This window comes from Shewanella sp. 10N.7, assembly GCF_020806285.1.
Taxonomy (GTDB): domain Bacteria; phylum Pseudomonadota; class Gammaproteobacteria; order Enterobacterales; family Shewanellaceae; genus Shewanella; species Shewanella electrodiphila.
The window spans coordinates 1-23,453 of record NZ_JAJGZS010000037.1; the positions used below are offsets into that span (position 1 = coordinate 1).

Genomic DNA, 23,453 nt, shown 5'->3' on the forward strand with positions numbered 1-23,453 from the left:
CCCACGACAACCGGAATCACAATCCGGGGCTCTACCAACTGAGCTACAATCACCACTGATTTCAATCTTGCTAACGAACGTTACCGAATGGTGCGCCCAGAAGGATTCGAACCTTCGGCCTTACCCTCCGGAGGGGTACGCTCTATCCAGCTGAGCTATGGGCGCTCGCCTTGGTTAGCGACGCACATAATAGGGATAAATCACCTTCACGTCCACCTTTGTTTATAACTTTTTTGTTCGTTTGCTCAAGTTTTGAGTAAATTGTGATGTTTTTAAGCATTTTTCATTTTAAACTCTTGATAGTTCCCTTTATCGAGGAACTTTCATATACTCAAAGATGGTTATATTTCTCAAAAGGATTGAGGGAGCATCATGGAAAAGGGAAGACTCCCTTCTAATAGTTGTAAAAATATCGAGCACCTTCAAAAAAGGGTATCGAGGCTTAGGCGCTTAGCAACAAAGTATAAACGCGCTGAAATCATTCAAAATGCCTTATTAGAGATTTCTAACATTGCGACCCATGTGGTTTCACTTGATGCTTTTTATCAAGGTGTCCACAATCATCTGCAAAGTTTAATTCCTGCTGATAATTTTTTTATTGCTTCAATAGATCGTGAAACAGGTAACATCACTTTACCTTTTTTTGCCGATGAAAAAGACTCCCACCCTTCTGAACTGTATCCTGACGAAGAATTATCTTCTTTATTAGAGCGTGGGATCACCGGTTATGTCTTAAAAACAGGTGAGCCACTCTTTTGTGATGCCCAGCGATTTGATCAGCTGGTGTCACAAGGTTTCATTGATGACCTCGGCTCTGCTTGTTTGCAGTGGCTTGGGGTACCAATCAAACATAATAATATTGTCTCAGGTGTACTCGTAGTTCAAAGTTACAGTAACGATATTAGTTACGGCGAACTTGAGCTCGAATTGATGGGATTTATTTGTCACCATATTTCTGGGGTTATGGAACGCTTGCGCCATAACGAAGAGCTTGAAATCGCCATTGTTCAGCGCACCAAAGAACTGAGCAAAGCGTACGATAAAGTGAAGCTTGAAGTTCAAGAAAGAATGAAAGCAGAAAAGTTACAAAAGTCGTTATTCCAAATAGCCGATCTTTCAGCATCAGATGTCAGTGAAGCTGACTTTTACCCCAAAATCCATCAAGTCATTAGCCAATTACTTCCAGCAGAGAACTGCTTTATCTCACTCGTGCATAAAGCCTCACAAACCTTGTCTTTTCCTTTTTATGTCTCGCAAATGAGTAGTGAGCCGCCAAAGCCTAGGGCGATGCAAGATGGTTTAACCGAATTTATTTTAAAACACAAACAACCCAAACTTCTTAGCCAGCAAGATATTCAAGACATGGTCCATGCGGGTGAGATCTATGGCACCAACCCAGCGCTAAACCATACTCAAACCATGAAACAATGGATTGGTATTCCATTATTTATCCATGGCGAGGTTGCTGGCGGCTTAACTATTTATAGCCTGACAGATCAGAACTCTTATGCTGCAAGAGATTTAGAACTGCTGACATTTGTCTCTCAACATATTGCCAATGCCATTGAACGTAAATTCGCTGTTGAACAATTAAAACGTAGCCATGAATTATTAGAAGATAAAGTAGAAAAACGCACCAAGGCCATCGCTGAAATGAATGACAATTTACAACGTCAAATCATGCAGCGAAAAAAAATGGAAGCGCAACTGGTATATGATGCTAAACACGATAACTTAACTGGTTTACCTAATCGTAGCTTCTTTATGGAACGATTAACTCAAGCCATCAAACATATTCGCCGCCACCCAAAAGAACAGTTTGCCTTACTCTTTATTGATTTAGATGGGTTTAAGCAAATCAATGACACTCTAGGCCATTTAGAAGGTGACAGGTTCTTAATCGAAACCTCTACGCGCCTTAAGTTATGTATTCGCGAAAACGATACCTTAGCGCGCCTCGGTGGCGATGAATTTGTCATTCTATTAGATTCAATCCACCAGCATAAAGATGCTGAAGATGTCTGCGAGCGAATATTAGAGACCATTTCAGAACCATACACTTTAGCGCAGCAGCAAGTGATTTCAGGTGCCAGTATTGGGGTTGCATTCAGTTGTGTGGCTTCATCAGATACTAGCGAATCTATCTTAAGAAATGCAGATACGGCAATGTATCAAGCAAAATCAAAAGGCAAAGGTTGTTACGTGATATTTGATAGACAAACTGAATATCATTTCAATCAACGCATTGAATTAGAACAAGATTTTTTAAATGCCATAGAACAAAATGACATTGTGGTTGAATTAACCCCTGTGGTGTCTTTTGATGACAAAGAAATCATAGCTTATGAGCCTATTAGTTATTGGCAGCATCCTTCTCAAGGCTTAATCGATAACGAGCAACTCACTTCACTTGCTAACCAAACTCAGACCATGACGATGTTAGATGATTATATTTTTAAGTATATCGATGAACATTATCAGGCTCTCGCCAATGGTCTAGGTGAGAAAATACAAATACATATGCCGCTTTCAAGTCAGCATATTAAGCATAAATATGGACTGCGCAGCTTACGGAATACCATCAAGCGCAGCAAAATTTGTGCATCTAAATTGTGGGTGTTTTTTAACGAGAAAGCCTTTGTTCAAGACAGCACCAACCATATTAGCGCCTTCGAATCACTATCAGAACTTGGTATCAATATTGGCATTAATGGCTACGGCACCGGATATAGCTCATTAAGTAGTTTGAGCTTCTTACCAATTAAAGCCCTAAAACTCGATGCCGATATCAGCCAACACTTAGTCAACGATAAGCAATTGCAGCTAGCAAAAGCCTACCAGCTGATTGCAACAACATTGGGCTTTAAGATTTTTGCAGAAGGTGTAGACACTCAAAAGCAAAAGCAGATATTAGAAGAGTTAGGTTACATTCAAGGTCAAGGGCAGGTATTTTCACTGGTAAACTTAGTGTTAACTCAACATAGCGAAGAGGTCGATATCGCTGAGTTAACCCAAGCTTAATGCATTGCGTTGCTTGCTAAGCTGATTGAGCCAAGACTCATTTTTTAACCGATAGCACAACTCATAAGCCATAAGCCATAAGGCGAATATTGAAGAGATATTGCTATTTTTTAAACATATCTCGAATATTAGCAATATTGGTTTTAGCCGATTGCGCTTTTTCTTGCTCAGTTTGTTTTGGCTTACGGTTTTCCCAAATCAAATCATCTTGCGGTAATTCCAGCAAAAATCTGCTGGGTTCGCAGCGCATGGTTTCACCAAACTGGCGACGTTCGCGGCACATAGTAAACCATAACTCTTTTTGTGCACGTGTAATGCCCACATAAGCTAAACGGCGCTCTTCATCAACATTATCCTCATCGATGCTCGATTGATGCGGTAAAATACGCTCTTCAGTACCCACCATAAACACATATGGGTACTCCAAGCCTTTTGAAGCATGCAGTGTCATCAATTGAACTTGATCGCCACCTTCATCTTCTTGGTTGCGTTCCATCATGTCACGTAAAGTAAGGCGCGTTACCACTTCTGGTAATGTCATCGGCTCATCTAATTCATCACCTTCCAGCATTTCAGTCACCCAACGGTATAACTCTGAAATATTTTTCATTCGCATTTCAGCCGCTTTGGCACTGGTACTGGTTTCATATAGGTAATCTTCGTAATTTATCTTACGAATAAGCTGTTTAATTGCATCTACAGGTTCACCGCGAGTGGCAATTTCACCGGTATCAACAATAAACTTACCGAACTGATACAGGGAGGCCATTGCCGCAGGCGCTAAATGATGATTAAGCTCTGCCTGAAAAATCGCTTCAAACATCGAGATATGTTTTTGATTGGCGTAATTACCAAGACGCTCAAGCGTTGCAGGGCCAATACCACGCTTAGGCAAGTTCACCACACGTAAAAATGCATTGTCATCATCAGGGTTCACTACTAAACGTAAGTAAGCCATGATGTCTTTAATTTCTGCGCGGGCGAAAAACGACGTACCACCAGATAACTTGTAAGGGATCCGGTTGGTCATTAAGGCGCGCTCTAACAGCCTTGATTGATGGTTACCTCGATACAAGATCGCATAATCACCAAATTTAGTTTTGCCCATAAACTTATGACGAACTATCTCAGCGATAACACGTTCGGCCTCTTGCTCTTCATTGGCGGCAAACAACACTCTGAGCGGCTCACCGTAAGCGAGTTCACTGAACAGTTTTTTATCGTAAACATGGGGGTTGTTAGCAATCAGGATATTCGCTGCACGCAAAATTCTTTGGCTAGAGCGGTAATTTTGCTCTAGCTTGATTAAGCGTAATTGCGGGAAGTCTTTGCCCAATAACACCAAGTTTTGTGGTTTCGCACCACGCCACGAATAAATGGATTGGTCATCATCACCTACCACGGTAAAACGAGCTCGTTCACCCACTAATAGCTTCACCAATTCATATTGGCTGGTATTGGTATCTTGGTATTCATCCACCAGCAAGTACTGAAAACGAGTTTGCCAGCGAGTACGCACTTCTTCATTGTTACGTAATAATAATGTCGGCAGCAAAATAAGATCATCAAAATCTAGCGCATTGTAGGCTTTCATGTGCTGCGCATAGCGTTGATATAATTTAGCAAATAATTGCGTTTGTTCATCACCGCCACGTTTAAGCGCTTGATCAGGAATGACTAAGTCGCCTTTCCAATTAGAAATGGCACTGGCGAGGGCTTTAATAAGATCTTTATCTTCTTCAAGCTCATCTTCTGTAAGCTCTTTAAGCAGTGCAAAGGTATCTTGATCATCAAACAGCGAAAAGCCTGCTTTTAAACCGACCACTTTATGCTCACGCTTGATGATCTCTAACCCCAGCGTATGGAATGTAGAGATCCATAATCCACGAGCTTCTTTGCGTCCCATCGATTGTGAAACACGCTCTTTCATTTCACGCGCAGCTTTATTGGTAAAAGTCACAGCGGCAATATTGCGCGCCTTGTAGCCACACTTTTCGACTAAGTATTCAATTTTGTTAATAATTACCCGAGTTTTACCACTGCCTGCCCCTGCTAAGACTAAACAAGGTCCAGAAACATAGTGAACGGCATCATTTTGCCCAGGATTTAACTTCATGCTGTCGACTTTACCAATAACGAAAATAAACGGAGTGCGATCATACCAGAAAGCAGCGATCGACAATGATTAAATTCAACGATATCACTATTCGGTTAACCCTTAAGGCGATTCGATCGAAAGCGGCATAGCAAGCGTATTGATTATCAAGCTCTCCCCTGCAATGTTAGAACCATCACACAAGCTGAGCGATAACTTTGGACATGCAGACGGGCTCAGGTACAATTAACTCATAAACAAGAAACCTAATTGAAGATGGTATTGACGATGATTAATCCAAAAAAACTTGAAGAAGTTGCTAAGCAGCTGAGTGATAACCTTCCTAGTGGTGTAAAGCAATTTGCAGGCGAATTCGAAGAGCGTTCAAAGCAAGTTTTACAAAGCCAACTAATGAAATTAGATGTCGTTTCTCGTGAAGAGTTTGAAGTTCAGCAGCACGTGTTACTAAAAACCCGTGAAAAACTCGAAGCATTACAAGCTCAAGTTGAAGAATTAGAAAAAAAGCTTTCAGCTGACGCATAACTCCAGCTGGTAGTAGATTCAATTAACGATAAAACAAAAATGGCATCCTAGGACGCCATTTTTTTATGCTCACTTAACGAAGTTAGTCTCTAATTAAGTGCTAATTAAGTGCTAATTAAGCACTTCATCTAATGCGCGCAAACATAAAGCGACGTTTTCGCGGCGGGCAGCATACCCCATCAAACCGATACGCCAAGCTTTACCAGCCAGAGCACCCAATCCTGCACCGATTTCAAGATTATAATTTTCCAGTAATTGCTTTCTCACTAACGCATCATCTGCGCCCTGTGGAATGTATACTGCGTTCAGCTGTGGTAAACGACACGACTCATCAACAACAAAGTTCAATCCTAATTGTTCAAGGCCACTGCGTAATAATTGGTGCATATCAGCATGACGCTGCCAGGCATTTTCTAAGCCTTCAGTGGCGAGTAGTCGTAATGACTCATGTAACGCATATAAGGCATTCACTGGCGCAGTATGGTGGTAGCTTCGTTTAGCACCGCTGTCTTTATTACCCCAATAGCCCATCACTAAAGTTTGATCTAAAAACCAACTTTGCACAGGCGTAGTTCGACTTTTGATTTTCGCGACGGCTTTATCAGAAAATGACACAGGTGAAATACCTGGTACACATGAAAGACACTTCTGACTACCAGAATATATGGCGTCAATGCCCCATTCATCAACACGTAGCTCAACACCACCAAGCGAGGTCACAGCATCAACGATTGAAATACAATCATGTTGCTGCGCTAAAGCACATAAGCTTTTAGCGTCAGATAATGCGCCGGTTGAGGTTTCAGCATGCACAAATGCGAGAAACTTAGCATCAGGGTTCGCTTTCAGCGCTGCTTCTACGGCCTCGACAGAAACGGGTTCGCCCCACTCGTTATCGACGACAACAGCAGTGGCACCCACACGTTCAACGTTTTGGCGCATACGCTCGCCAAAGACACCATTGCGACAAACAATGACTTTTTCGCCAGCTTCAACCAAGTTAACAAAACACGTTTCCATTCCCGCACTGCCAGGTGCAGACACGGCTAAGGTCATTTCGTTTTCAGTTTGAAAGGCGTATTGAATAAGGGACTTTAACTCATCCATCATTGCGACAAATAATGGGTCTAAATGACCGATGGTTGGCTTAGCTTGTGCAGCAAGTACTTCTGGATACACATCTGAAGGGCCAGGCCCCATTAGCGTGCGACGTGGTGGATTAAAAGCATTAATACTTGGTGCTGAAATTGTTGGTACAGATAACATCAAAGTCTCCTTGGCTCGAGGTCAATTTGTAATAGCTCAATGAAACCTACATTTTTAATTTTATTTAACGCCACCGAATATTATCTCGTTTGCGGCTATTGCCTCTTTGGGCTGAAATGACAATAACACACAGATAGACCAAAAGGCGCTATCCACATGAAATTTATTAGCTAAAAAGCCTTTTTAGTACTTATCTAACCCCAAATAAAATAGCTTCCCGAAGAAGCTATTTTGATGAGTCAAGATGATAAAAAAGGTGAGGCTAATGCTGACCTGAACTTAAAAAGAGCTGATAAGCAGGGCTTTGAGTTTCTTCTTGATAAACAAAACCTAAATCAGTCAAAAACTGGGCGAATGCCGCCTCATCAGAAGCGGGTACTTCAAACCCCGCCAATACACGACCAAATGCTGCCCCATGATTACGGTAATGGAATAAGCTGATATTCCATTGGCTTTGAAGCGTGGTTAAAAACTTAAGTAACGCCCCTGGGTGCTCTGGAAACTCAAAGCTAAACAAGCGCTCATCTAACGGCTCTGGTGGGCGACCACCGACCATATAGCGCACATGAAGCTTGGCGGTTTCATCTTCAGATAAATCCTGAACCTGAAAACCTTCAGCTTCTAAGTTGGTAATAATCTCATCTAACTCAGCTTGACCTTGGCTAATGCGAATACCTGCAAACACCACTGCGCTGTCACGACTATTAAAACGATAGTTAAACTCTGTCATTGCCCGTTTATTGAGAATCTGGCAAAAACGTAAAAAGCTGCCCGGTTTTTCAGGCACTTTTACTGCTAACACGGCTTCTTTTTGTTCACCCAACTCACAGCGCTCAGACACATAACGTAAACTATGAAAATTGACATTGGCGCCACTTAATATCGCCGCAACCTTCTCACCTTTGCCCGCTTCTTTTGGATGCTGCTGTATGTATTTTTTAAGTCCAGCAACAGACAATGCACCTGCGGGTTCTGATATAGCGCGGGTATCTTCAAAAATATCTTTAACCGCTGCGCAGATTTCATCTGATGTTACCGTTATGACCTCATCGACATAATCTTTCGCGACTCTGAAAGGTTCCTCACCAATGCGTTTTACTGCTACGCCATCAGCAAATAAGCCAACTTGCGATAATGTCACTGGCTCGCCAGCTTCCATGGCCGCTTTTAAACAAGCGGCATCTTCAGGTTCAACACCGACAATTTTAACTTGAGGCATCACCGCTTTGTAATAAGCTGCAATACCTGCAATTAATCCACCACCACCTACTGGTACAAATACGGTATCAAGGTCGCGTTGTTGCTGTAGCATTTCTTGGGCAATTGTGCCTTGACCTGCTATTACAGCTTCGTCATCAAACGGGGCTATATATGTGCGATTTTCCGTTTCGGCTAATTGCTTAGCATGCTCGTTTGCTTGATCAAACGCTTCACCAAATAACACCACATTGCCACCGAGTCTTTTTACAGCATCGATTTTAATTTCTGGGGTCGTGCCAGGCATAACAATGACTGCATCAATGCCTCTACTGGCTGCTGACATTGCCACACCTTGAGCATGGTTGCCCGCAGAAGCGCACACCACACCGTCTTTACATTGCTGCGGCGTTAGCTGTGACATACGGTTATATGCACCACGCAATTTAAACGAATGCACTGGTTGCATATCTTCACGCTTAAGATAAACCTGACTACCTAAGCGAGCCGATAATTTATTTAAACTCGACAGCGGCGTAACTTTCGCTACGTCGTAAACTGATGACAGCAGCGTTTTTTGCAAATACTCTTGTGCTAAAGACATAGGCTTAATTCCATCAGTGTTGGTTATATTTCAAATGCACACATTCTTAATATCTTTACCTAAGAACATAGGGTTTAGGATAGTAAGAATGTGCTGATAATAAGCTTAATCTATTCGCTTAGCCTTCTAACTTACTGCGGTCGCGAATCGCGCCTTTATCGGCACTGGTTGCCAATAAAGCATACGCTTTAAGTGCTAATGACACATAACGCTCACGGCTAACAGGTTTCCACGCTAATGGACCTTTGGCATCCATTGCCGCTTTACGCTTAGCCAGCTCAGCATCCGAAACGGCTAATTTGATACTACGAGATGGAATATCAATCTCAATTTGATCGCCATTCTCAACTAACGCAATGGTGCCACCAGCCGCTGCTTCTGGTGAGATATGGCCAATTGATAATCCAGAAGTCCCACCTGAAAAACGACCATCGGTGATAAGTGCGCATGCTTTACCTAAACCACGGGATTTAAGATAAGTGGTTGGATACAACATTTCTTGCATTCCAGGGCCACCTTTAGGGCCTTCATAACGGATAACAACCACATCACCGGCAACCACTTCACCACCTAAAATGCCATCAACAGCATCATCTTGGCTTTCGTATATTCTTGCACTACCCGTAAAGGTGAGGTTTTCTTCATCTACACCCGCAGTTTTAACGATACAGCCATTTTCAGCCACGTTACCCGATAACACCGCTAAGCCACCTTCTTGGCTAAAAGCGTTTTCACGAGTACGAATACAGCCTTCTTGACGATCATCATCTACGCTATCCCAGTAACAGTCTTGACTGAATGCCGTTTGGGTAGGGATACCTGCAGGACCTGCACTGTAAAAGCGTCTGACATCCGCATCTTGAGTTTGAGCAATATCATATTTGGCTAACACTGACTTTAAGTTTCCACCGTTATCAGCAGCAACATGCGGTACGTCGGTATGTAATAAACCGGCTCTGTCTAATTCACCTAAAATGCCCATCACACCACCAGCACGATGCACATCTTCCATGTGGTATTTCGGTGTTGAAGGGGCGACTTTACATAAATGCGGCACCAAGCGAGACATTCTATCAATGTCATCCATGGTGAAATCGACTTCACCTTCTTGCGCTGCAGCAATCAAATGTAAAACGGTATTAGATGAACCACCCATAGCGATATCCAATGCCATCGCGTTTTCGAATGACTTAAATGAAGCGATATTACGTGGCAAAACACTGTCATCGTCATCACGATAATAACGGGTCGCAAGATCCATAACGCGGCGACCGGCTTCTAAAAATAGGTTACGACGAGCTGCGTGTGTGGCAAGAAGAGAACCATTACCAGGCAAAGACAGACCTAATGCTTCAGTTAAACAGTTCATTGAGTTCGCAGTGAACATACCTGAACAAGAACCACATGTTGGACAAGCGCTTCGTTCAATTTGCTTGCTGTCTTCATCACTGACATTAGTATCTGCACCTGCCACCATTGCATCGACTAAATCGAGTTTAATGATTTGATCTGAAAGCTTAGTTTTACCCGCTTCCATTGGGCCACCTGACACAAAAACGACGGGAATATTCAGTCTTAACGCCGCCATCAACATGCCAGGAGTAATTTTGTCACAGTTAGAAATACACACTAATGCATCAGCACAATGCGCATTCACCATGTATTCAACACTGTCGGCAATCAGCTCGCGAGAAGGTAGGCTGTAAAGCATGCCGCCGTGACCCATAGCAATACCATCATCGACTGCAATGGTATTGAACTCTTTAGCAATACCACCCGCTTCTTCAATTGCGCCTGCAACCAATTGGCCCATATCTTTTAAATGCACATGCCCCGGAACAAATTGAGTAAACGAGTTTGAAATGGCAATAATTGGTTTACCAAAATCCTTTTCTTTTACACCAGTTGCACGCCATAACGCGCGTGCTCCTGCCATGTTGCGACCTTCAGTACTGGTTGCTGAGCGTAGTTTAGGCATTGTTTTTTCCTTCCTTTGTCATTCCATTATTTTCGATGGAATTGGTCAAATATGGTCATGTTTTGGTAGTTAATAGACTACTCACAGGATTTTTCATTATTATTTGTAGCCAGTTTTATACTGACTTTTTAAGCGGTTCTAGCCAGCCCCATTTATCTTCGGTTTCACCATTAAAGAGGCCAAAAAAACTGCTCTGAACTTGTTTGGTCACTGGGCCGCGTTTGCCCGCGCCCACTTCGATGCGATCAACACTTCTAACAGGGACAATTTCAGCTGCTGTGCCTGTCATAAAAATCTCGTCTGCAACGTACAAAAACTCACGTGCCATTGCTTCTTCAATCACTTCATAGCCTAAGTCTTTAGCTAACACCATGATGGTATCTCGGGTGATCCCTTTCAAAATTGCCGCTGTTGCTGGCGGGGTATAAATCTTATTGTTTTTAACCACAAATAAGTTAGCCCCTGCGCCTTCACTGACTAAACCGTTGGTATCAAGTGCAATACCTTCATCAAAGCCATTACGTTTTGCTTCGGTCGAAATTTGCAGTGAAGATAAATAATTCCCCCCCGCTTTAGCGCCTGTAGGAATCGTATTTGGCGCCAACCGTTGCCATGAAGTGACCGCAACATCAACACCTGCATCCATGCTGTCTTCACCTAGGTATGCTCCCCATGCAAAAGCCGCTACGACCATATCACATTGGGCATCAATTGGCGGGGTGATCCCCATGCCTACATCCCCTAAAAATATTAACGGACGAATATACGCGCTCGGTAAGTTATTACTCATGACTGAGTCATTACAGGCTTGCATCACTTGATCAAAACTATAAGGCACATTCATCCGGTAAATTTTGGCTGAATCAAACAGACGCTGCACATGATCTGTTAACCGAAAACCCGCTGGGCCAAGGTGAGTATCATAAATACGAATGCCTTCAAATACTGAGGTGCCGTAATGCATTGCGTGAGTCATCACGTGTACTTTGGCGTTCTGCCAAGGCATGATTTCACCATTAAACCAAATGAGTTCTGATTGTGTCGCAGCCATAATGTTTTCCTTGTTGAATATTGATGAATGGTTAAGCGCTTACTGAAGCTGGTGTTTCAGCTCCAACTGGCACTGTTGAGCTTGTGAGCACTTGGCAATCAAGCACATCAAATAACTTAGTCAGTTGATGTGTTAACAATCCAATCACTCGCTCACTTTCGACATCAAAATTCACTTTTAATGTACTGTCTTCATTTACGGTCATGGTTAATTCTGTCACGGTAAAGCCGCGATGACGTGTCACACGTAAAACACGCTCTAGCACCTCAGGCTGCGGCTTTAATCTTAATTCAACTGCATGCATCATGTTTGCTTCTCCATTTGGTCCATCATGTCACTGTTACATGCCCCTGGTGGGACTAACGGCCATACATTAAACGCATCATCAATAGCGACATGCAGCATAAAAGGCCCTGGGGTTGCGAGCATTTCATCAAGCGCGGCTTCTACTTCTTCAGCGCGATGAATGGTGCGGCCTGGAATATCAAACGCTGATGCCATTAATACAAAATCAGGATTATCGGATAAATCAGTTTCGCTATAACGTTGCTCAAAAAACAATTGCTGCCATTGCTTTACCATGCCTAATTTTTGGTTATCAATAAGCAGTATTTTTACGGGTAATTTACGACGTTTGATGGTGGTAAGTTCTTGTACATTCATCATGAATGAGCCATCACCGGATACCGTTACAACGGTCGCATCAGGTCGAGCAACTTGAGCGCCAATTGCTGCTGGTAAGCCAAACCCCATAGTGCCTAAACCCGCACTAGATAAATGGTCCTCAGGACGGCGGAACCACATGTGCTGCGCCACCCACATTTGGTGCTGCCCAACATCACAACTCACGACACTGTCTTCTGGTAATTTATTAGCTAAGCGGCGTAACATTGCTGGAGCATAGATAAGATCGCCAGGGTGTTGATAATCCCATTGATGCTCACGGTATAAGTCTTCCACTTCTTGTTGCCATTGGGTCAATTCAGTTTGCATATCTAATGATGCTGCAAGGGCGGGTAACACTTGACGGAAATCTGCTGAAATCGCTACATCAGCCTGACGTAGCTTGTTAATTTCGGCAATATCGATATCAAGGTGCAATACTTTGGCGTTTCCAGCAAAAGTGGCTAAACGCCCAGTCACCCGATCATCAAAACGTGCACCGACAACAATCAATAGATCGCATGACTGCACCGCTAAATTTGCCGCTTTGCCACCATGCATGCCTAACATACCAAGGTAACCTTTAGTGCCATGAGCAATGGCGCCTAAGCCTTTCAATGTGGCAACAGATGGAATACCTGTTTTATCAATAAACTGACGCAAATGATCGACCGCGCCAGCCATGCCTACGCCACCACCAACATATAAAATGGGTTTCTTTGCTTGCTGTAATAATTCACGTGCAGCATCTATGGCTGTGACTTCAGGTACAGGCTCTTCAGTGACAGTCAGTAATGGTGTTTTATACTCAAGCTCAGCTATTTGGATGTCTTTAGGTATATCAACTAATACTGGACCTGGGCGGCCTGAAGCCGCGATTTCAAACGCTTTATATAAGGTTGGAATTAATTCATTAATATCGGTGACCATAAAGCTGTGTTTGGTGCATGATAATGACATCCCCAATACATCGATTTCTTGAAAGGCATCGGTACCAATTACGGCGGTAGAGACTTGGCCAGTTATCGCAACAACAGGCACTGAGTCCAATAGCGCATCAGACAAAGAGGTAATAAGGTTAGTGGCACCGGGTCCTGATGTCGCGAAACACACCCCTGTTTTACCACTTGCTCTAGCATAACCGACTGCGGCAAATGCAGCGCCTTGTTCATGGCGACTCAAAAGGTGTTCTACTGGGTGACCATAGAGTGCATCGTAAATCGGCATAATTGCGCCACCAGGATAACCAAATACCGTGGTCACACCGTGTGCGGCTAAAACTTTGATGACTGCGTCTGCACCACGCATTTTCTGCCCTGATTCCATATTGATACTCTCGTCATTGATCTGCGTTTAAAATTAAATATTTTTGATAAAGCGACATAGTCACAGTGATTGTTAAAGCCCATAAAACAAAAAACCCCCGGTCCTTTCGGAGCGGGGGTTTTTGCAAATTCTGACTATTAACTCAGTCTCGTTGCCAAACGCCACCCCCGCGGTGACTTAATAATCACGACGGTAATAATCACAATAATGAGCTGGGCAGCTTGGTTAAACATAAATAACTGAGTCCTAAAAAATATTTGTTAACTTTTCTGTTAAGTCAGGCTCAGTGCCAGACTTGTTTATAATTCATCCTCTATAGGAGTACCATAAAGTGATTTATAAACACAACAAAAAATCCTGTGTTGTAAAAAAAATTCAGCTTCCCTGCCGAGACAATGCAAACAACAACAAAAATCTAAAGCTATGAAGGTAAGTTTAAATTCATCGGTGAACTTAAATTACCCCCCTAATTTTCAATAGATTGTTTCTACTTATCATTCATTGAAAGTAGATTTGATGCCTGCTCGACAGCCTAGCTGAACAGGTACTTCACAACACAATCAACAAATATTAGCTAGCTTCAACAATACCTTTCATATCAGTCATGTAACCGCGTAACTCTGCACCAATAAACTCAACATCGGTATGACGAATCGCTTCATTCACTTCAATTAAACGCTTATTATCAACACTGTTTGAACCTTCTTTAAGGCCAGCGCCAAGTAACTCAGATGACATTGACTTAACGTAATCAGTTAATAATGGCACTGCTGCGTGGTTGAATAAGTAACAACCATATTCTGCAGTATCAGAGATCACGACGTTCATTTCGTATAAACGTTTACGTGCAATAGTGTTCGCAATAAGTGGCGTTTCATGCAAAGACTCATAATAAGCTGACTCTTCGATGATGCCGGCAGCAACCATTGTATCGAATGCTAATTCCACACCCGCTTTGATCATAGCAACTAAGAAAATGCCTTTATCAAAGTAAGTTTGTTCATCAATGTACTCGTCAGATACAGGTGAGTTTTCAAATGCCGTTTCGTTGGTTTCTGCTCTCCAACGCAATAAGTTTGCATCGTCATTAGCCCAGTCAGCCATCATGGTGCGAGAAAACTCACCGCTGATGATGTCATCCATGTGCTTTTCAAATAGTGGCTTAAGAATCACTTTTAATTCTTCAGCAACTTCAAATGCTTTCACTTTGCCTGGGTTTGATAAACGGTCCATCATGTTAGTGATGCCGCCATGTTTCAGCGCTTCAGTAACCGTTTCCCAACCTTGTTGGATTAACTTTCCTGCGTAGCCTGGCTCAACACCGTCTGCAACCATTTTCTCGTAACCAAGAATGGCACCAGTTTGTAACATGCCACAAAGAATCGTTTGCTCGCCCATCAAGTCAGACTTAACTTCAGCGACAAATGAAGACAGTAAAACACCTGCACGATCGCCACCTGTAGCACTTGCATAGGCTTTAGCAATGGCAAGACCATCACCTTTAGGGTCGTTTTCAGGGTGAACAGCGATTAGCGTTGGTACACCAAAACCACGCTTATATTCTTCACGTACTTCAGTACCAGGACACTTAGGTGCAACCATCACAACAGTGATGTCAGGGCGAACCTGCATGCCTTCTTCAACGATATTAAAACCGTGTGAATAAGATAATGTTGAACCTTGCTTCATTAATGGCATAACCGCATTGACAACGTTTGAATGTTGCTTATCTGGGGTTAAGTTCAACACTAAATCTGCATCAGGAATTAATTCTTCGAACGTACCTACTTTGAAACCGTTGTCGGTTGCTTGCTTCCAAGAAGCGCGCTTTTCAGCAATGGCTTGTGGACGTAGCGCAAAAGAAATATTTAAACCTGAGTCACGCATGTTCAGACCTTGGTTTAGGCCTTGTGCCCCACAACCTAAGATCACAATGTTCCAATCTTTGATAAAATTACAACCGTCACTAAACTCGGTACGGTCCATAAAGCGGCATTGTGCCAATTGAGCTAATTGTTGACGTAAATTCAGAGAGTTAAAATAGTTAGCCATCTGAGATACCACCTTTAATTCAGAAATTTGAGACGCAACATTCTGGCAGTCAAAGTGCTCAGAAGTTGTGATTGAAGTCACTATAGCGCATGCTTGTTATTGCTTAAAATGATATATTCGGAACATAACGTTTCATTTTATGCAATACTGGTAAAACCTTATATCGTTCAATAAATAACCAAGACTTATACAAGGCCATCTCATGGATATTCGTGCGTTAAAACTCTACTTACACCTATGTGATAGTCTGCATTTTGGCAAAACAGCAGAACAAACCCATGTCAGCCCTTCGACCTTAAGTCGTGCCTTGCAACGCTTAGAAGAAGAAGTTGGTTGCAAATTATTTGAACGGGATAATCGCAGTGTCAGCATCACCCACGCAGGTAATGAATTTAAGCGCTTCGCCGAGCAGACATTATCAGAATGGCTTAATCTAAAAGGTCGCATCGACCCCGACCAGCCCCTGCTTCACGGACGTATTAATCTGTATTGTTCTGTTACTGCAGCTTATAGCCATTTGCCTGCATTGTTAGATCGCTTCAGACGTGAGCATCCTTTAGTTGAAATCACTCTCATTACTGGTGATGCAGCCAATGCCGTGGATGAGATCCAGCACAATCGAGCCGACTTTGCGATTATTGCCTTGCCTGATTCGCTTCCAAACAGCCTACATTTTGAAGAAATTGATCAAGTACCTTTGCACGTCTACGCCCCAACAATACATTGCCAAGCCCAACAGATGATCAATCAAACGCCAATCAACTGGGCACAACTACCCTTTATCGTGCCTGATCATGGACCAGGTCGTCGTAGAGCCGATAATTGGTTTAAAGCGATGGGGTTTAAGCCCAATATTTATGCACAAGTGTCAGGCCAAGAAGCCATTACATCGATGGTGGCACTGGGATGTGGTGTGAGCATCAGCCCTGAAGTAGTTGTCGAAAATAGCCCTGTAAGGGAGCGCTTAGTGAAGCTTGAGTCACCGCAGCTTATTCCCCCTTTTAAACTCGGGTGTTGTTGTAAAGAAAAACGTATTCAAGAGCCCATTTTAAAAGCATTTTTAGATGTGATTTAGTTAGGGCTTGATTGGCAAACCTCAAACACCTCTTGTTGATACAGAGCCTGCCATTGTTACCCAAAAATGATCAGAAATTGCTGACTATCAATTGACAAGTGACGATGAAAATTTAGTTCAAGGCACGACTAAAAACGAGCCGCCGCCCACTGAGTTGACTTCACCTTTTTTAATAACGCATAAGAATATACAGACAGATTGATGGTTGAAACTTTAACGTCTTCATCTGGGTTTCTATCGGTTTCTTTTTATGCTTTAACTACCCCAGCAGGCATTTGTTCGAGTACTACATCTAAATGAAATGACTCCGACACAATTCTTTTTCAGCGTCAGGATTTGGAAATATGGCATTAAAACATTCACTCTTGCCAGTATTTACATTAGCTACTTATGCATCAAATGTTATTAACTGATTAAGTACATTGATTTATTTGTCATTTAACGCTCTAATATGCAGCTTAATTCCAACGGAAGGAAATATAAATGAGCAATCTAGACTCAGCACAAGGCACAAGTGCCACTTCAGTTAATGCAATAACCCCCTCAACTAAAACATCTTTTAAATTTCATGGCATTGGCGGTGAATTCTTTGGCATATGGATAGTGAATGTTTTGCTTACCATGGTCACATTTGGGATCTATTCAGCGTGGGCAAAAGTACGCACAAATAATTACTTCTATGGCAATACGGATTTGGGCGGTGACAGGTTTGAATATCTCGCTAAACCAATGCAGATTTTAATTGGCCGTATTATCGCAGTTGTACTACTAATCACTTGGTCAATTCTCAGTAACAGTATGCCGCTAATAGCCATTTCCATGGCAATTCTATTTATGCTTGCAGTCCCTTTTCTTGCAGTCAGAAATGCACGTTTTGATGCCCGAATGACACGATTTCGTAATGTAAGATTTGATTTTACAGGTACCTATAGCGGTGCGTATCTCAACCTTTTATTAAAGCCACTAGCGGCTTATGTCGCTGTCTTTGCTGGTGGCTTCGGTATCGGCATTGTCACTAAACTGTTCACCGACAATCCTATTGTCGTTGGTATTGCCATTACGACTGGTATCGTGTTCTTTTTTGCCGCTGCAATTTATTGTTACGCTTGGGTTAGCGCTGGTGTCGCGCAGTACTTAATTAATGGATATCGATATGGCGATAAAGCTTTTGCTGCAAAACTTGAAGTGCGCCAATACGTAAAAATTGCCCTAACAGCACTCGGGTTATTCTTCGCGGCTGGTTTTTTATTTACGCTGCTAAGTATGGTGTTCGGCTTGATGGGCACGATTATGGAACTGATTCAAAATGGCGCATCTGAAGCTGCATTAAAACAAAACACTGCGTTGATTGGCATGATGTTCGCTGGCTATTTCTTTATGTTCATTGTATCTATGCTGATCGCTGCGTACGTACAAGTTTGTGTGCGTAATTATGTCTTCAGTCAAACCCGTCTTGATGATGACTTGCAAATGGTCTCCTCAATGAAAACATCAAGTTTCCTTTATTTGGTCATCACCAACCTTTTATTGTTAATCGTCACAATGGGAATGGGTAAAGCTTGGGCAGATGTACGCATTGCAAAATACTTTGCAGAGACGACTGCGGTTGAAGGTGATTTAACAAGGTTAGCTGTGCATGACCACGATCAACAAAGCAGCACAGCAATCGCAGATGAAGTTGCAGATGCTTTCGATATTAATATCGGTATTGTGTAAAAGCAGATAGAGGCCTAAAAATGTTCGCTGATTTATATAAGTGATAGTAGCCGTGATAGAAAAAGTCGCAGGGCATATTCTTGCCCCTAAACAAGCCACAAAATACCCAGCCACATTAGTGCTGGGTCAAAATGGAATGCTGACGTTGTCCTCAGAGGTTCATGCAGGCCAATTTCAGCTTGATCAAACTTCTGTCACCGATGCCATTGGAAGTATGGCCCGCCATATAACTTTTGCCAGCGGACATGTTTTTATCTCATCAGATCCTGTCGTCTTAAACCAATGGCTTAAAAAGCACAGTCATAAAAGCCTTATTGACCAATTTGAAAAAAGCCTTGGACTCATTGTTATTGCCACGCTTGTATCATTAACAGCTCTATACTTTAGTGTTGCCCACGGCATACCTGCTGCGTCTAAAGCGATTGCTCAAGTCATTCCTGATACCGTGATTGAAGAAGTAGGCGAGCAAACTTTTAGTTTAATTGAAACAATGGGGTTTAGTGACAGTAAACTCACTCAACAAAGGCAGAATGAGCTACAACAATTGTTCAGCCTAACTCTGGAAAAACTGCAGCAACAGCAGATAACATTTACCATTACCCCCAGATTATTAATCTATCAAAGTGAAGATGGTGCTAATGCATTTGCACTTGCTGATGGCCATATCATCTTAACTGATGACATGATAAAGCTCGCCAACAATGATCAACAACTCGAAGCCGTCATTTTGCATGAACTGGGTCATGTGCATCACCGACATGTCCTCACCACCTTGATTCAATCATCCATTTTGTCTGTAGCAGCCGCCATGATTGTTGGAGATGCTAGCGGCATCTCTGACATGCTTGTGAGCGTGACAGTATTAGGCACCAGTTTAACTTACTCACGTGATCATGAACGAGAAGCGGATCAATTCGCCGCTAGCCTGCTTACAACTTGGTATCACCATACTGATTCAATCATCGACTTATATCGATTGTTACAAGCAGAGCACAACCTCGATATGCCCGATTGGGCTAGTACTCACCCAAATATTGAAGAGCGCATCGAAACCCTAAAACAATTACCAGTAATTCCAGCTCAATAATCACCGCCCCTTTTTACTATTGTTTTAGTTATTCCTCTTAATAGCAGCTATTTAATTAGCTGCTACACTTATTGCAACCAACTTAATACAGCAGATTAGCTGCAACAAACCAATTCACCTTTCTGTGGGTTAAGAGAGCTATAGATTAATTAACTGGCTCAGCACTGTATTTTAAAATGAAAAACAAAAGGATTTGTTTATGGCGATTGCCTGTGTCATCACCCGTGCCTGCTGCGGGGTTGAAGCCCCTAAAGTCACTGTAGAAGTGCATTTAAGTAATGGATTACCCGCATTTAACTTAGTTGGATTACCTGAAACCTCAGTTAAAGAAGCTCGCGAGCGTGTTCGTAGTGCATTGATTAATGCAGGCTTTGAATTTCCAATGCAGCGCATTACGGTTAACCTTGCCCCTGCAGATCTCCCCAAGCAAGGCGGTCGTTATGATCTCCCAATTGCAATAGGGATTTTAGCGGCTTCAGGTCAAGTGCCATCAGATAAGTTAGCCCATAGTGAATTCATTGGTGAGTTAGCCCTGTCAGGTGAAGTGCGTCCTTGTATTGGGATTTTGCCTGCCATTATTGCCGCTAAAAATCAGCAGCATCAGCTCTTTATCCCCATAGAAAACCGCAGAGAGGCTGAATTAGTCGGTTATCAACAAACTCACTTTGTCGCTCATTTACAACACCTTGCATCTTTTATGCATGGCCAAGCTAAACTGCCTTTAGTGGATCAGCAGCCGCAATGGTTTGAAGAGGTAAGCACTGGACCAGAATTGTGTTTAAGTGAAGTCATCGGCCAGTATCAAGCTAAACAAGGATTAGAAATCGCCGCTGCAGGTGGACACAACACCTTATTTTTAGGGCCGCCAGGAACTGGCAAGAGTATGCTTGCCAATCGTATTATTCCGTTACTACCTAAGCTCAGCTACGAAGAAGCGATTGATGTGGCAGCTATTCATTCCGTTGCAGGCCTGAATATCAAACCAAATGCATTTCTTGAACGCCCTTTTCGCGCACCGCATCATACCTGTTCATCGATTTCTCTCGTCGGTGGTGGCAGTATTCCTAAACCAGGTGAAATTTCACTAGCCCACAGAGGCGTATTATTTTTAGACGAAATAGCCGAGTTTCCACGTAAAGTACTCGATTGTCTGCGAGAACCTATGGAGTCTGGCGAAGTCGTTATTTCACGCGCGGCAGCCAAGGTTAAATTTTCGAGTCGATTTCAACTGATTGCAGCCATGAACCCAAGTCCTTGTGGTGATATTGAAAATGCACGTTCAACTCCCGATCAAATTCAACGTTATTTATCCCGTTTGTCAGGCCCGTTTTTAGATCGATTTGATTTAACCATTGAAGTTCCTAAACTCCCTGCAGGCACACTGACTCAACCGCAAAAAACAGCTGAGAGCAGTGAAAGCATTGCCAAGCGCGTTAATCTTGCTAGGCAACGACAGTTTGCCCGTGCAGGCATGCTTAACAGTGAGCTATCACCAACCTTGTTGAAGCAACATTTATCCATGAGTCAGGCTGATTTAGAGTTTCTCGACCAAAGTGTTCAACAACTGGGTTTATCTGTGCGGAGTTTTCATCGTATACAAAGAGTCGCTCGTACCATTGCCGATCTGCAACAATCAAACACCACAGAACGACGTCATATTGCTCAAGCACTGGGGTATCGCGCAATGGATCGACTGATGAATCGTTTAAGCCAGCAATAAAAAGCCCGTGCCGAGATAAAAATTATTAAAAAGCGGATAATTCAGCCCGATACCGATTATCTGACAGGTAATTTTTTAGTAAAAAATGCGATATTATTGTTCTGCTGATTGAGGATATGCTTATCACGGAGTAACATAAGCCTCCATTTACAGGAGAGCTAGATGCCGCTGTTCGCAAAAATTAAAGGATCTGTAGCATTTATTTGCTATGTCATAAACACTATCTTCTGGGTAACACCTATACTTATTTTCAGTATATTCAAGGTCTTGCCAATTATATTCATCCGTAAGGTTTGCAGCTATATTTTGGATAATTGCGCCAGCGCTTGGATCAGTGTGAATGGGATTATAGAAGCCATTTTTCATCCAACGAAGATTAAGTTGACTGGTGATAACCAATTCTCAGAAAAAGAATGGTACATGGTGATTGCCAATCACCAATCTTGGGTAGATATCTTAATTTTACAGCGAGTGTTTAATAGAAAAATTCCATTTTTAAAGTTTTTCTTAAAACAACAGCTTATTTATGTGCCTATATTGGGTTTAGCTTGGTGGGCATTAGACTTCCCATTTATGCGTCGCTATTCAACAGCGCAGTTAAAGAGAAACCCTAAACTGAAAGGCAAAGATACCGAAATCACCCGTAAGTCTTGTGAAAAATTTAAGCACAAGCCTGTGAGTGTGATGAATTTTGTTGAAGGGACGCGGTTCCATCCTGGTAAACATAAAAAGCAAAGCTCGCCGTTTGAGCATCTACTCAAACCGAAAGCGGGTGGAATGGCTTTTGCGCTTGATGCCATGGGCAGCCAAATTAATAAATTAGTTAATGTCACCATTTACTATCCAGGTAAAATACCTTCTTATTGGGAGTATATTTGCAACGACCTAGATGAAGTGCATGTTGATATTCAAGTGACAGATATCCCCGATGCTATGCGCGGTGATTACAGTAAAGACCGAGAGTTTAAAATTGAGTTTCAAAATCAATTGAATCAACTCTGGTTAGAAAAAGACAATAAAATCAGCTCAATGGCTGAAAACAATAAATAGAGGTATTTAGCTCCATGCTAAATTTTTTACCCGGTCCAATTATTTTTTTCATTAGTACCTGCTTATTGATTATTAATACTGTTCTATGGGCAGGCTTAATCAGTATTGGCGGCATCATTAAATTGTTCATCCCTTTTCAAGGACCTAGTAAAGCACTATTGAGCTTGATGAATCGTTTTATGTGGGCTTGGGCTACATGTAATGGCGGCATTTTGGCATTAATCGCTAAAGTCGAGTGGGACATTCAAGGTTTAGATGGGTTAGACCAAAATGGTTGGTATTTGCTTATCAGTAACCATGTCAGTGGTTTTGATATTGCTGCGCAAACTTATATCTTGCGAAACAATATTCCAATGCTGAAGTTTTTCTTAAAAAGAGAGCTTATTTTCGTGCCCTTTTTAGGCTTAGGTTGTTGGGCTCTTGGCATGCCATTTATGAACCGTACTAGTCCTGCGAAGCTTAAAAAGAATCCCAAATTAAAAGGCAAAGATTTAGAAACAACGCGTAAAGCCTGCGAAAAGTTTAAAAACACACCTACATCTATCATTAATTATGTAGAAGGCAGCCGTTTTACGCTTGATAAGCATCGTCGTCAACAATCACCTTATCGTCACCTTTTGCGCCCTAAAGCTGGTGGGATTGCTTTTACCTTATCGGCTATGGGCGAGCAATTTACTGGTCTACTCAATATGACATTGGCCTATCCAGATGCGGACGCCAAAGCAAAGGAAGGCGTGCTTTATCAAGTCATGTCTGGTCGAGTAAAAAGAATTGTAGTGCGAGTTGAGCAACTACCTGTCCCGGTAGTAGATTCAGAAGTGTATTTCTCGCAGGCTGAAACACGGGTTGAGTTTCAGCGCTGGCTCAATAATGTTTGGCTAGAAAAAGATCAGCAACTAGACGAGATATTCAAACAGTACATAGCTGATACAACAGACAAAAAGTAGTCATTAAGCTCATTTTAAAACACGCTAATTAGCGTGTTTTTTCGTTTTTACAGGCTCACTTC

16 protein-coding genes and 1 tRNA gene are annotated in these 23,453 nt (G+C 42.4%); 8 read left to right on the top strand and 9 right to left on the bottom strand.

Annotation, left to right across the window (positions count from 1 at the left end; genetic code table 11):
- Positions 1 to 88: 88 nt before the first annotated feature.
- Positions 89 to 165: transfer RNA gene (locus tag LMH66_RS18600), tRNA-Arg, on the bottom strand.
- A 207-nt stretch (positions 166 to 372) separates the two neighbouring features.
- Between LMH66_RS18600 and LMH66_RS18605 the strand changes: the two genes are divergently transcribed.
- Complete coding sequence (locus LMH66_RS18605; protein ID WP_229372199.1) at positions 373 to 3,021, top strand: diguanylate cyclase domain-containing protein; 2,649 nt, start codon at positions 373 to 375, stop codon at positions 3,019 to 3,021.
- Between the two features lie 103 nt (positions 3,022 to 3,124).
- Here LMH66_RS18605 and rep read toward each other — a convergent pair whose 3' ends face one another.
- Positions 3,125 to 5,137 carry a DNA helicase Rep gene (rep, locus tag LMH66_RS18610; protein ID WP_229372201.1) on the bottom strand — a complete coding sequence of 671 codons (2,013 nt, stop codon included), beginning with the start codon at positions 5,135 to 5,137 and terminating at the stop codon, positions 3,125 to 3,127.
- Between the two features lie 267 nt (positions 5,138 to 5,404).
- On the opposite strand from rep, the gene ubiK reads away from it, so the two are divergent.
- Complete coding sequence (ubiK, locus tag LMH66_RS18615; protein ID WP_102529550.1) at positions 5,405 to 5,659, top strand: ubiquinone biosynthesis accessory factor UbiK; 255 nt, start codon at positions 5,405 to 5,407, stop codon at positions 5,657 to 5,659.
- A 111-nt stretch (positions 5,660 to 5,770) separates the two neighbouring features.
- On the opposite strand, the gene LMH66_RS18620 is transcribed toward ubiK, so the two are convergent.
- The 7 genes from LMH66_RS18620 to ilvC form a co-directional block, all read right to left on the bottom strand.
- A complete protein-coding gene (locus tag LMH66_RS18620) occupies positions 5,771 to 6,925 on the bottom strand; it encodes a pyridoxal-phosphate-dependent aminotransferase family protein (protein WP_102529551.1) in 1,155 nt (384 codons plus the stop codon).
- A gap of 262 nt (positions 6,926 to 7,187) precedes the next feature.
- The gene (gene ilvA, locus LMH66_RS18625; RefSeq protein ID WP_229372203.1) at positions 7,188 to 8,726 is read right to left on the bottom strand and encodes a threonine ammonia-lyase, biosynthetic; all 1,539 of its coding nucleotides are present in this window, start codon (positions 8,724 to 8,726) and stop codon (positions 7,188 to 7,190) included.
- 118 nt (positions 8,727 to 8,844) lie between these two features.
- On the bottom strand, positions 8,845 to 10,704 hold the full coding sequence (gene ilvD, locus LMH66_RS18630; protein WP_229372205.1) for a dihydroxy-acid dehydratase: 1,860 nt from the start codon (positions 10,702 to 10,704) through the stop codon (positions 8,845 to 8,847).
- A gap of 115 nt (positions 10,705 to 10,819) precedes the next feature.
- Positions 10,820 to 11,755, bottom strand: a complete 936-nt coding sequence (locus tag LMH66_RS18635) for a branched-chain amino acid transaminase (RefSeq protein WP_102529554.1) — start codon at positions 11,753 to 11,755, stop codon at positions 10,820 to 10,822.
- 31 nt (positions 11,756 to 11,786) lie between these two features.
- Positions 11,787 to 12,062: an acetolactate synthase 2 small subunit gene (gene ilvM / locus LMH66_RS18640; RefSeq protein WP_229372208.1), complete on the bottom strand. Its 276-nt coding sequence runs from the start codon at positions 12,060 to 12,062 to the stop codon at positions 11,787 to 11,789.
- Complete coding sequence (ilvG, locus tag LMH66_RS18645) at positions 12,059 to 13,744, bottom strand: acetolactate synthase 2 catalytic subunit (RefSeq protein ID WP_229372210.1); 1,686 nt, start codon at positions 13,742 to 13,744, stop codon at positions 12,059 to 12,061. The genes ilvM and ilvG overlap by 4 nt, the downstream gene beginning before the upstream one ends.
- 570 nt (positions 13,745 to 14,314) lie before the next feature.
- Positions 14,315 to 15,796, bottom strand: coding sequence for a ketol-acid reductoisomerase (gene ilvC / locus LMH66_RS18650; RefSeq protein WP_229372212.1), 1,482 nt, complete (start codon positions 15,794 to 15,796; stop codon positions 14,315 to 14,317).
- A 202-nt stretch (positions 15,797 to 15,998) separates the two neighbouring features.
- Between ilvC and ilvY the strand changes: the two genes are divergently transcribed.
- The 6 genes from ilvY (at position 15,999) to LMH66_RS18680 (ending at position 23,391) form a co-directional block, all read left to right on the top strand.
- Positions 15,999 to 16,871, top strand: coding sequence for an HTH-type transcriptional activator IlvY (ilvY, locus tag LMH66_RS18655; protein WP_102529559.1), 873 nt, complete (start codon positions 15,999 to 16,001; stop codon positions 16,869 to 16,871).
- A gap of 483 nt (positions 16,872 to 17,354) precedes the next feature.
- Positions 17,355 to 18,587: a YjgN family protein gene (locus tag LMH66_RS18660; protein ID WP_102529561.1), complete on the top strand. Its 1,233-nt coding sequence runs from the start codon at positions 17,355 to 17,357 to the stop codon at positions 18,585 to 18,587.
- A 52-nt stretch (positions 18,588 to 18,639) separates the two neighbouring features.
- Complete coding sequence (locus LMH66_RS20505) at positions 18,640 to 19,674, top strand: M48 family metallopeptidase (RefSeq protein WP_229372214.1); 1,035 nt, start codon at positions 18,640 to 18,642, stop codon at positions 19,672 to 19,674.
- Positions 19,675 to 19,873: 199 nt separating this feature from the next.
- Positions 19,874 to 21,394: a YifB family Mg chelatase-like AAA ATPase gene (locus LMH66_RS18670; protein ID WP_229372217.1), complete on the top strand. Its 1,521-nt coding sequence runs from the start codon at positions 19,874 to 19,876 to the stop codon at positions 21,392 to 21,394.
- Between the two features lie 162 nt (positions 21,395 to 21,556).
- Complete coding sequence (locus tag LMH66_RS18675) at positions 21,557 to 22,444, top strand: acyltransferase (protein ID WP_229372219.1); 888 nt, start codon at positions 21,557 to 21,559, stop codon at positions 22,442 to 22,444.
- 14 nt (positions 22,445 to 22,458) lie between these two features.
- A complete protein-coding gene (locus LMH66_RS18680; protein ID WP_102529565.1) occupies positions 22,459 to 23,391 on the top strand; it encodes an acyltransferase in 933 nt (310 codons plus the stop codon).
- Positions 23,392 to 23,453 lie beyond the last annotated feature (62 nt).

Bases quoted from the DNA above. Each gene is read 5' to 3' on its own strand.
- LMH66_RS18620 (WP_102529551.1), bottom strand. From the start codon at position 6,925: ATGTTATCTGTACCAACAATTTCAGCACCAAGTATTAATGCTTTTAAT.
- LMH66_RS18605 (WP_229372199.1), top strand. From the start codon at position 373: ATGGAAAAGGGAAGACTCCCTTCTAATAGTTGTAAAAATATCGAGCAC.
- ilvM (WP_229372208.1), bottom strand. From the start codon at position 12,062: ATGATGCATGCAGTTGAATTAAGATTAAAGCCGCAGCCTGAGGTGCTA.
- LMH66_RS18660 (WP_102529561.1), top strand. From the start codon at position 17,355: ATGAGCAATCTAGACTCAGCACAAGGCACAAGTGCCACTTCAGTTAAT.
- ilvC (WP_229372212.1), bottom strand. From the start codon at position 15,796: ATGGCTAACTATTTTAACTCTCTGAATTTACGTCAACAATTAGCTCAA.
- ubiK (WP_102529550.1), top strand. From the start codon at position 5,405: ATGATTAATCCAAAAAAACTTGAAGAAGTTGCTAAGCAGCTGAGTGAT.
- ilvD (WP_229372205.1), bottom strand. From the start codon at position 10,704: ATGCCTAAACTACGCTCAGCAACCAGTACTGAAGGTCGCAACATGGCA.
- LMH66_RS18635 (WP_102529554.1), bottom strand. From the start codon at position 11,755: ATGGCTGCGACACAATCAGAACTCATTTGGTTTAATGGTGAAATCATG.
- LMH66_RS18675 (WP_229372219.1), top strand. From the start codon at position 21,557: ATGCCGCTGTTCGCAAAAATTAAAGGATCTGTAGCATTTATTTGCTAT.
- LMH66_RS18680 (WP_102529565.1), top strand. From the start codon at position 22,459: ATGCTAAATTTTTTACCCGGTCCAATTATTTTTTTCATTAGTACCTGC.
- LMH66_RS18670 (WP_229372217.1), top strand. From the start codon at position 19,874: ATGGCGATTGCCTGTGTCATCACCCGTGCCTGCTGCGGGGTTGAAGCC.
- ilvY (WP_102529559.1), top strand. From the start codon at position 15,999: ATGGATATTCGTGCGTTAAAACTCTACTTACACCTATGTGATAGTCTG.
- ilvG (WP_229372210.1), bottom strand. From the start codon at position 13,744: ATGGAATCAGGGCAGAAAATGCGTGGTGCAGACGCAGTCATCAAAGTT.
- ilvA (WP_229372203.1), bottom strand. From the start codon at position 8,726: ATGTCTTTAGCACAAGAGTATTTGCAAAAAACGCTGCTGTCATCAGTT.
- rep (WP_229372201.1), bottom strand. From the start codon at position 5,137: ATGAAGTTAAATCCTGGGCAAAATGATGCCGTTCACTATGTTTCTGGA.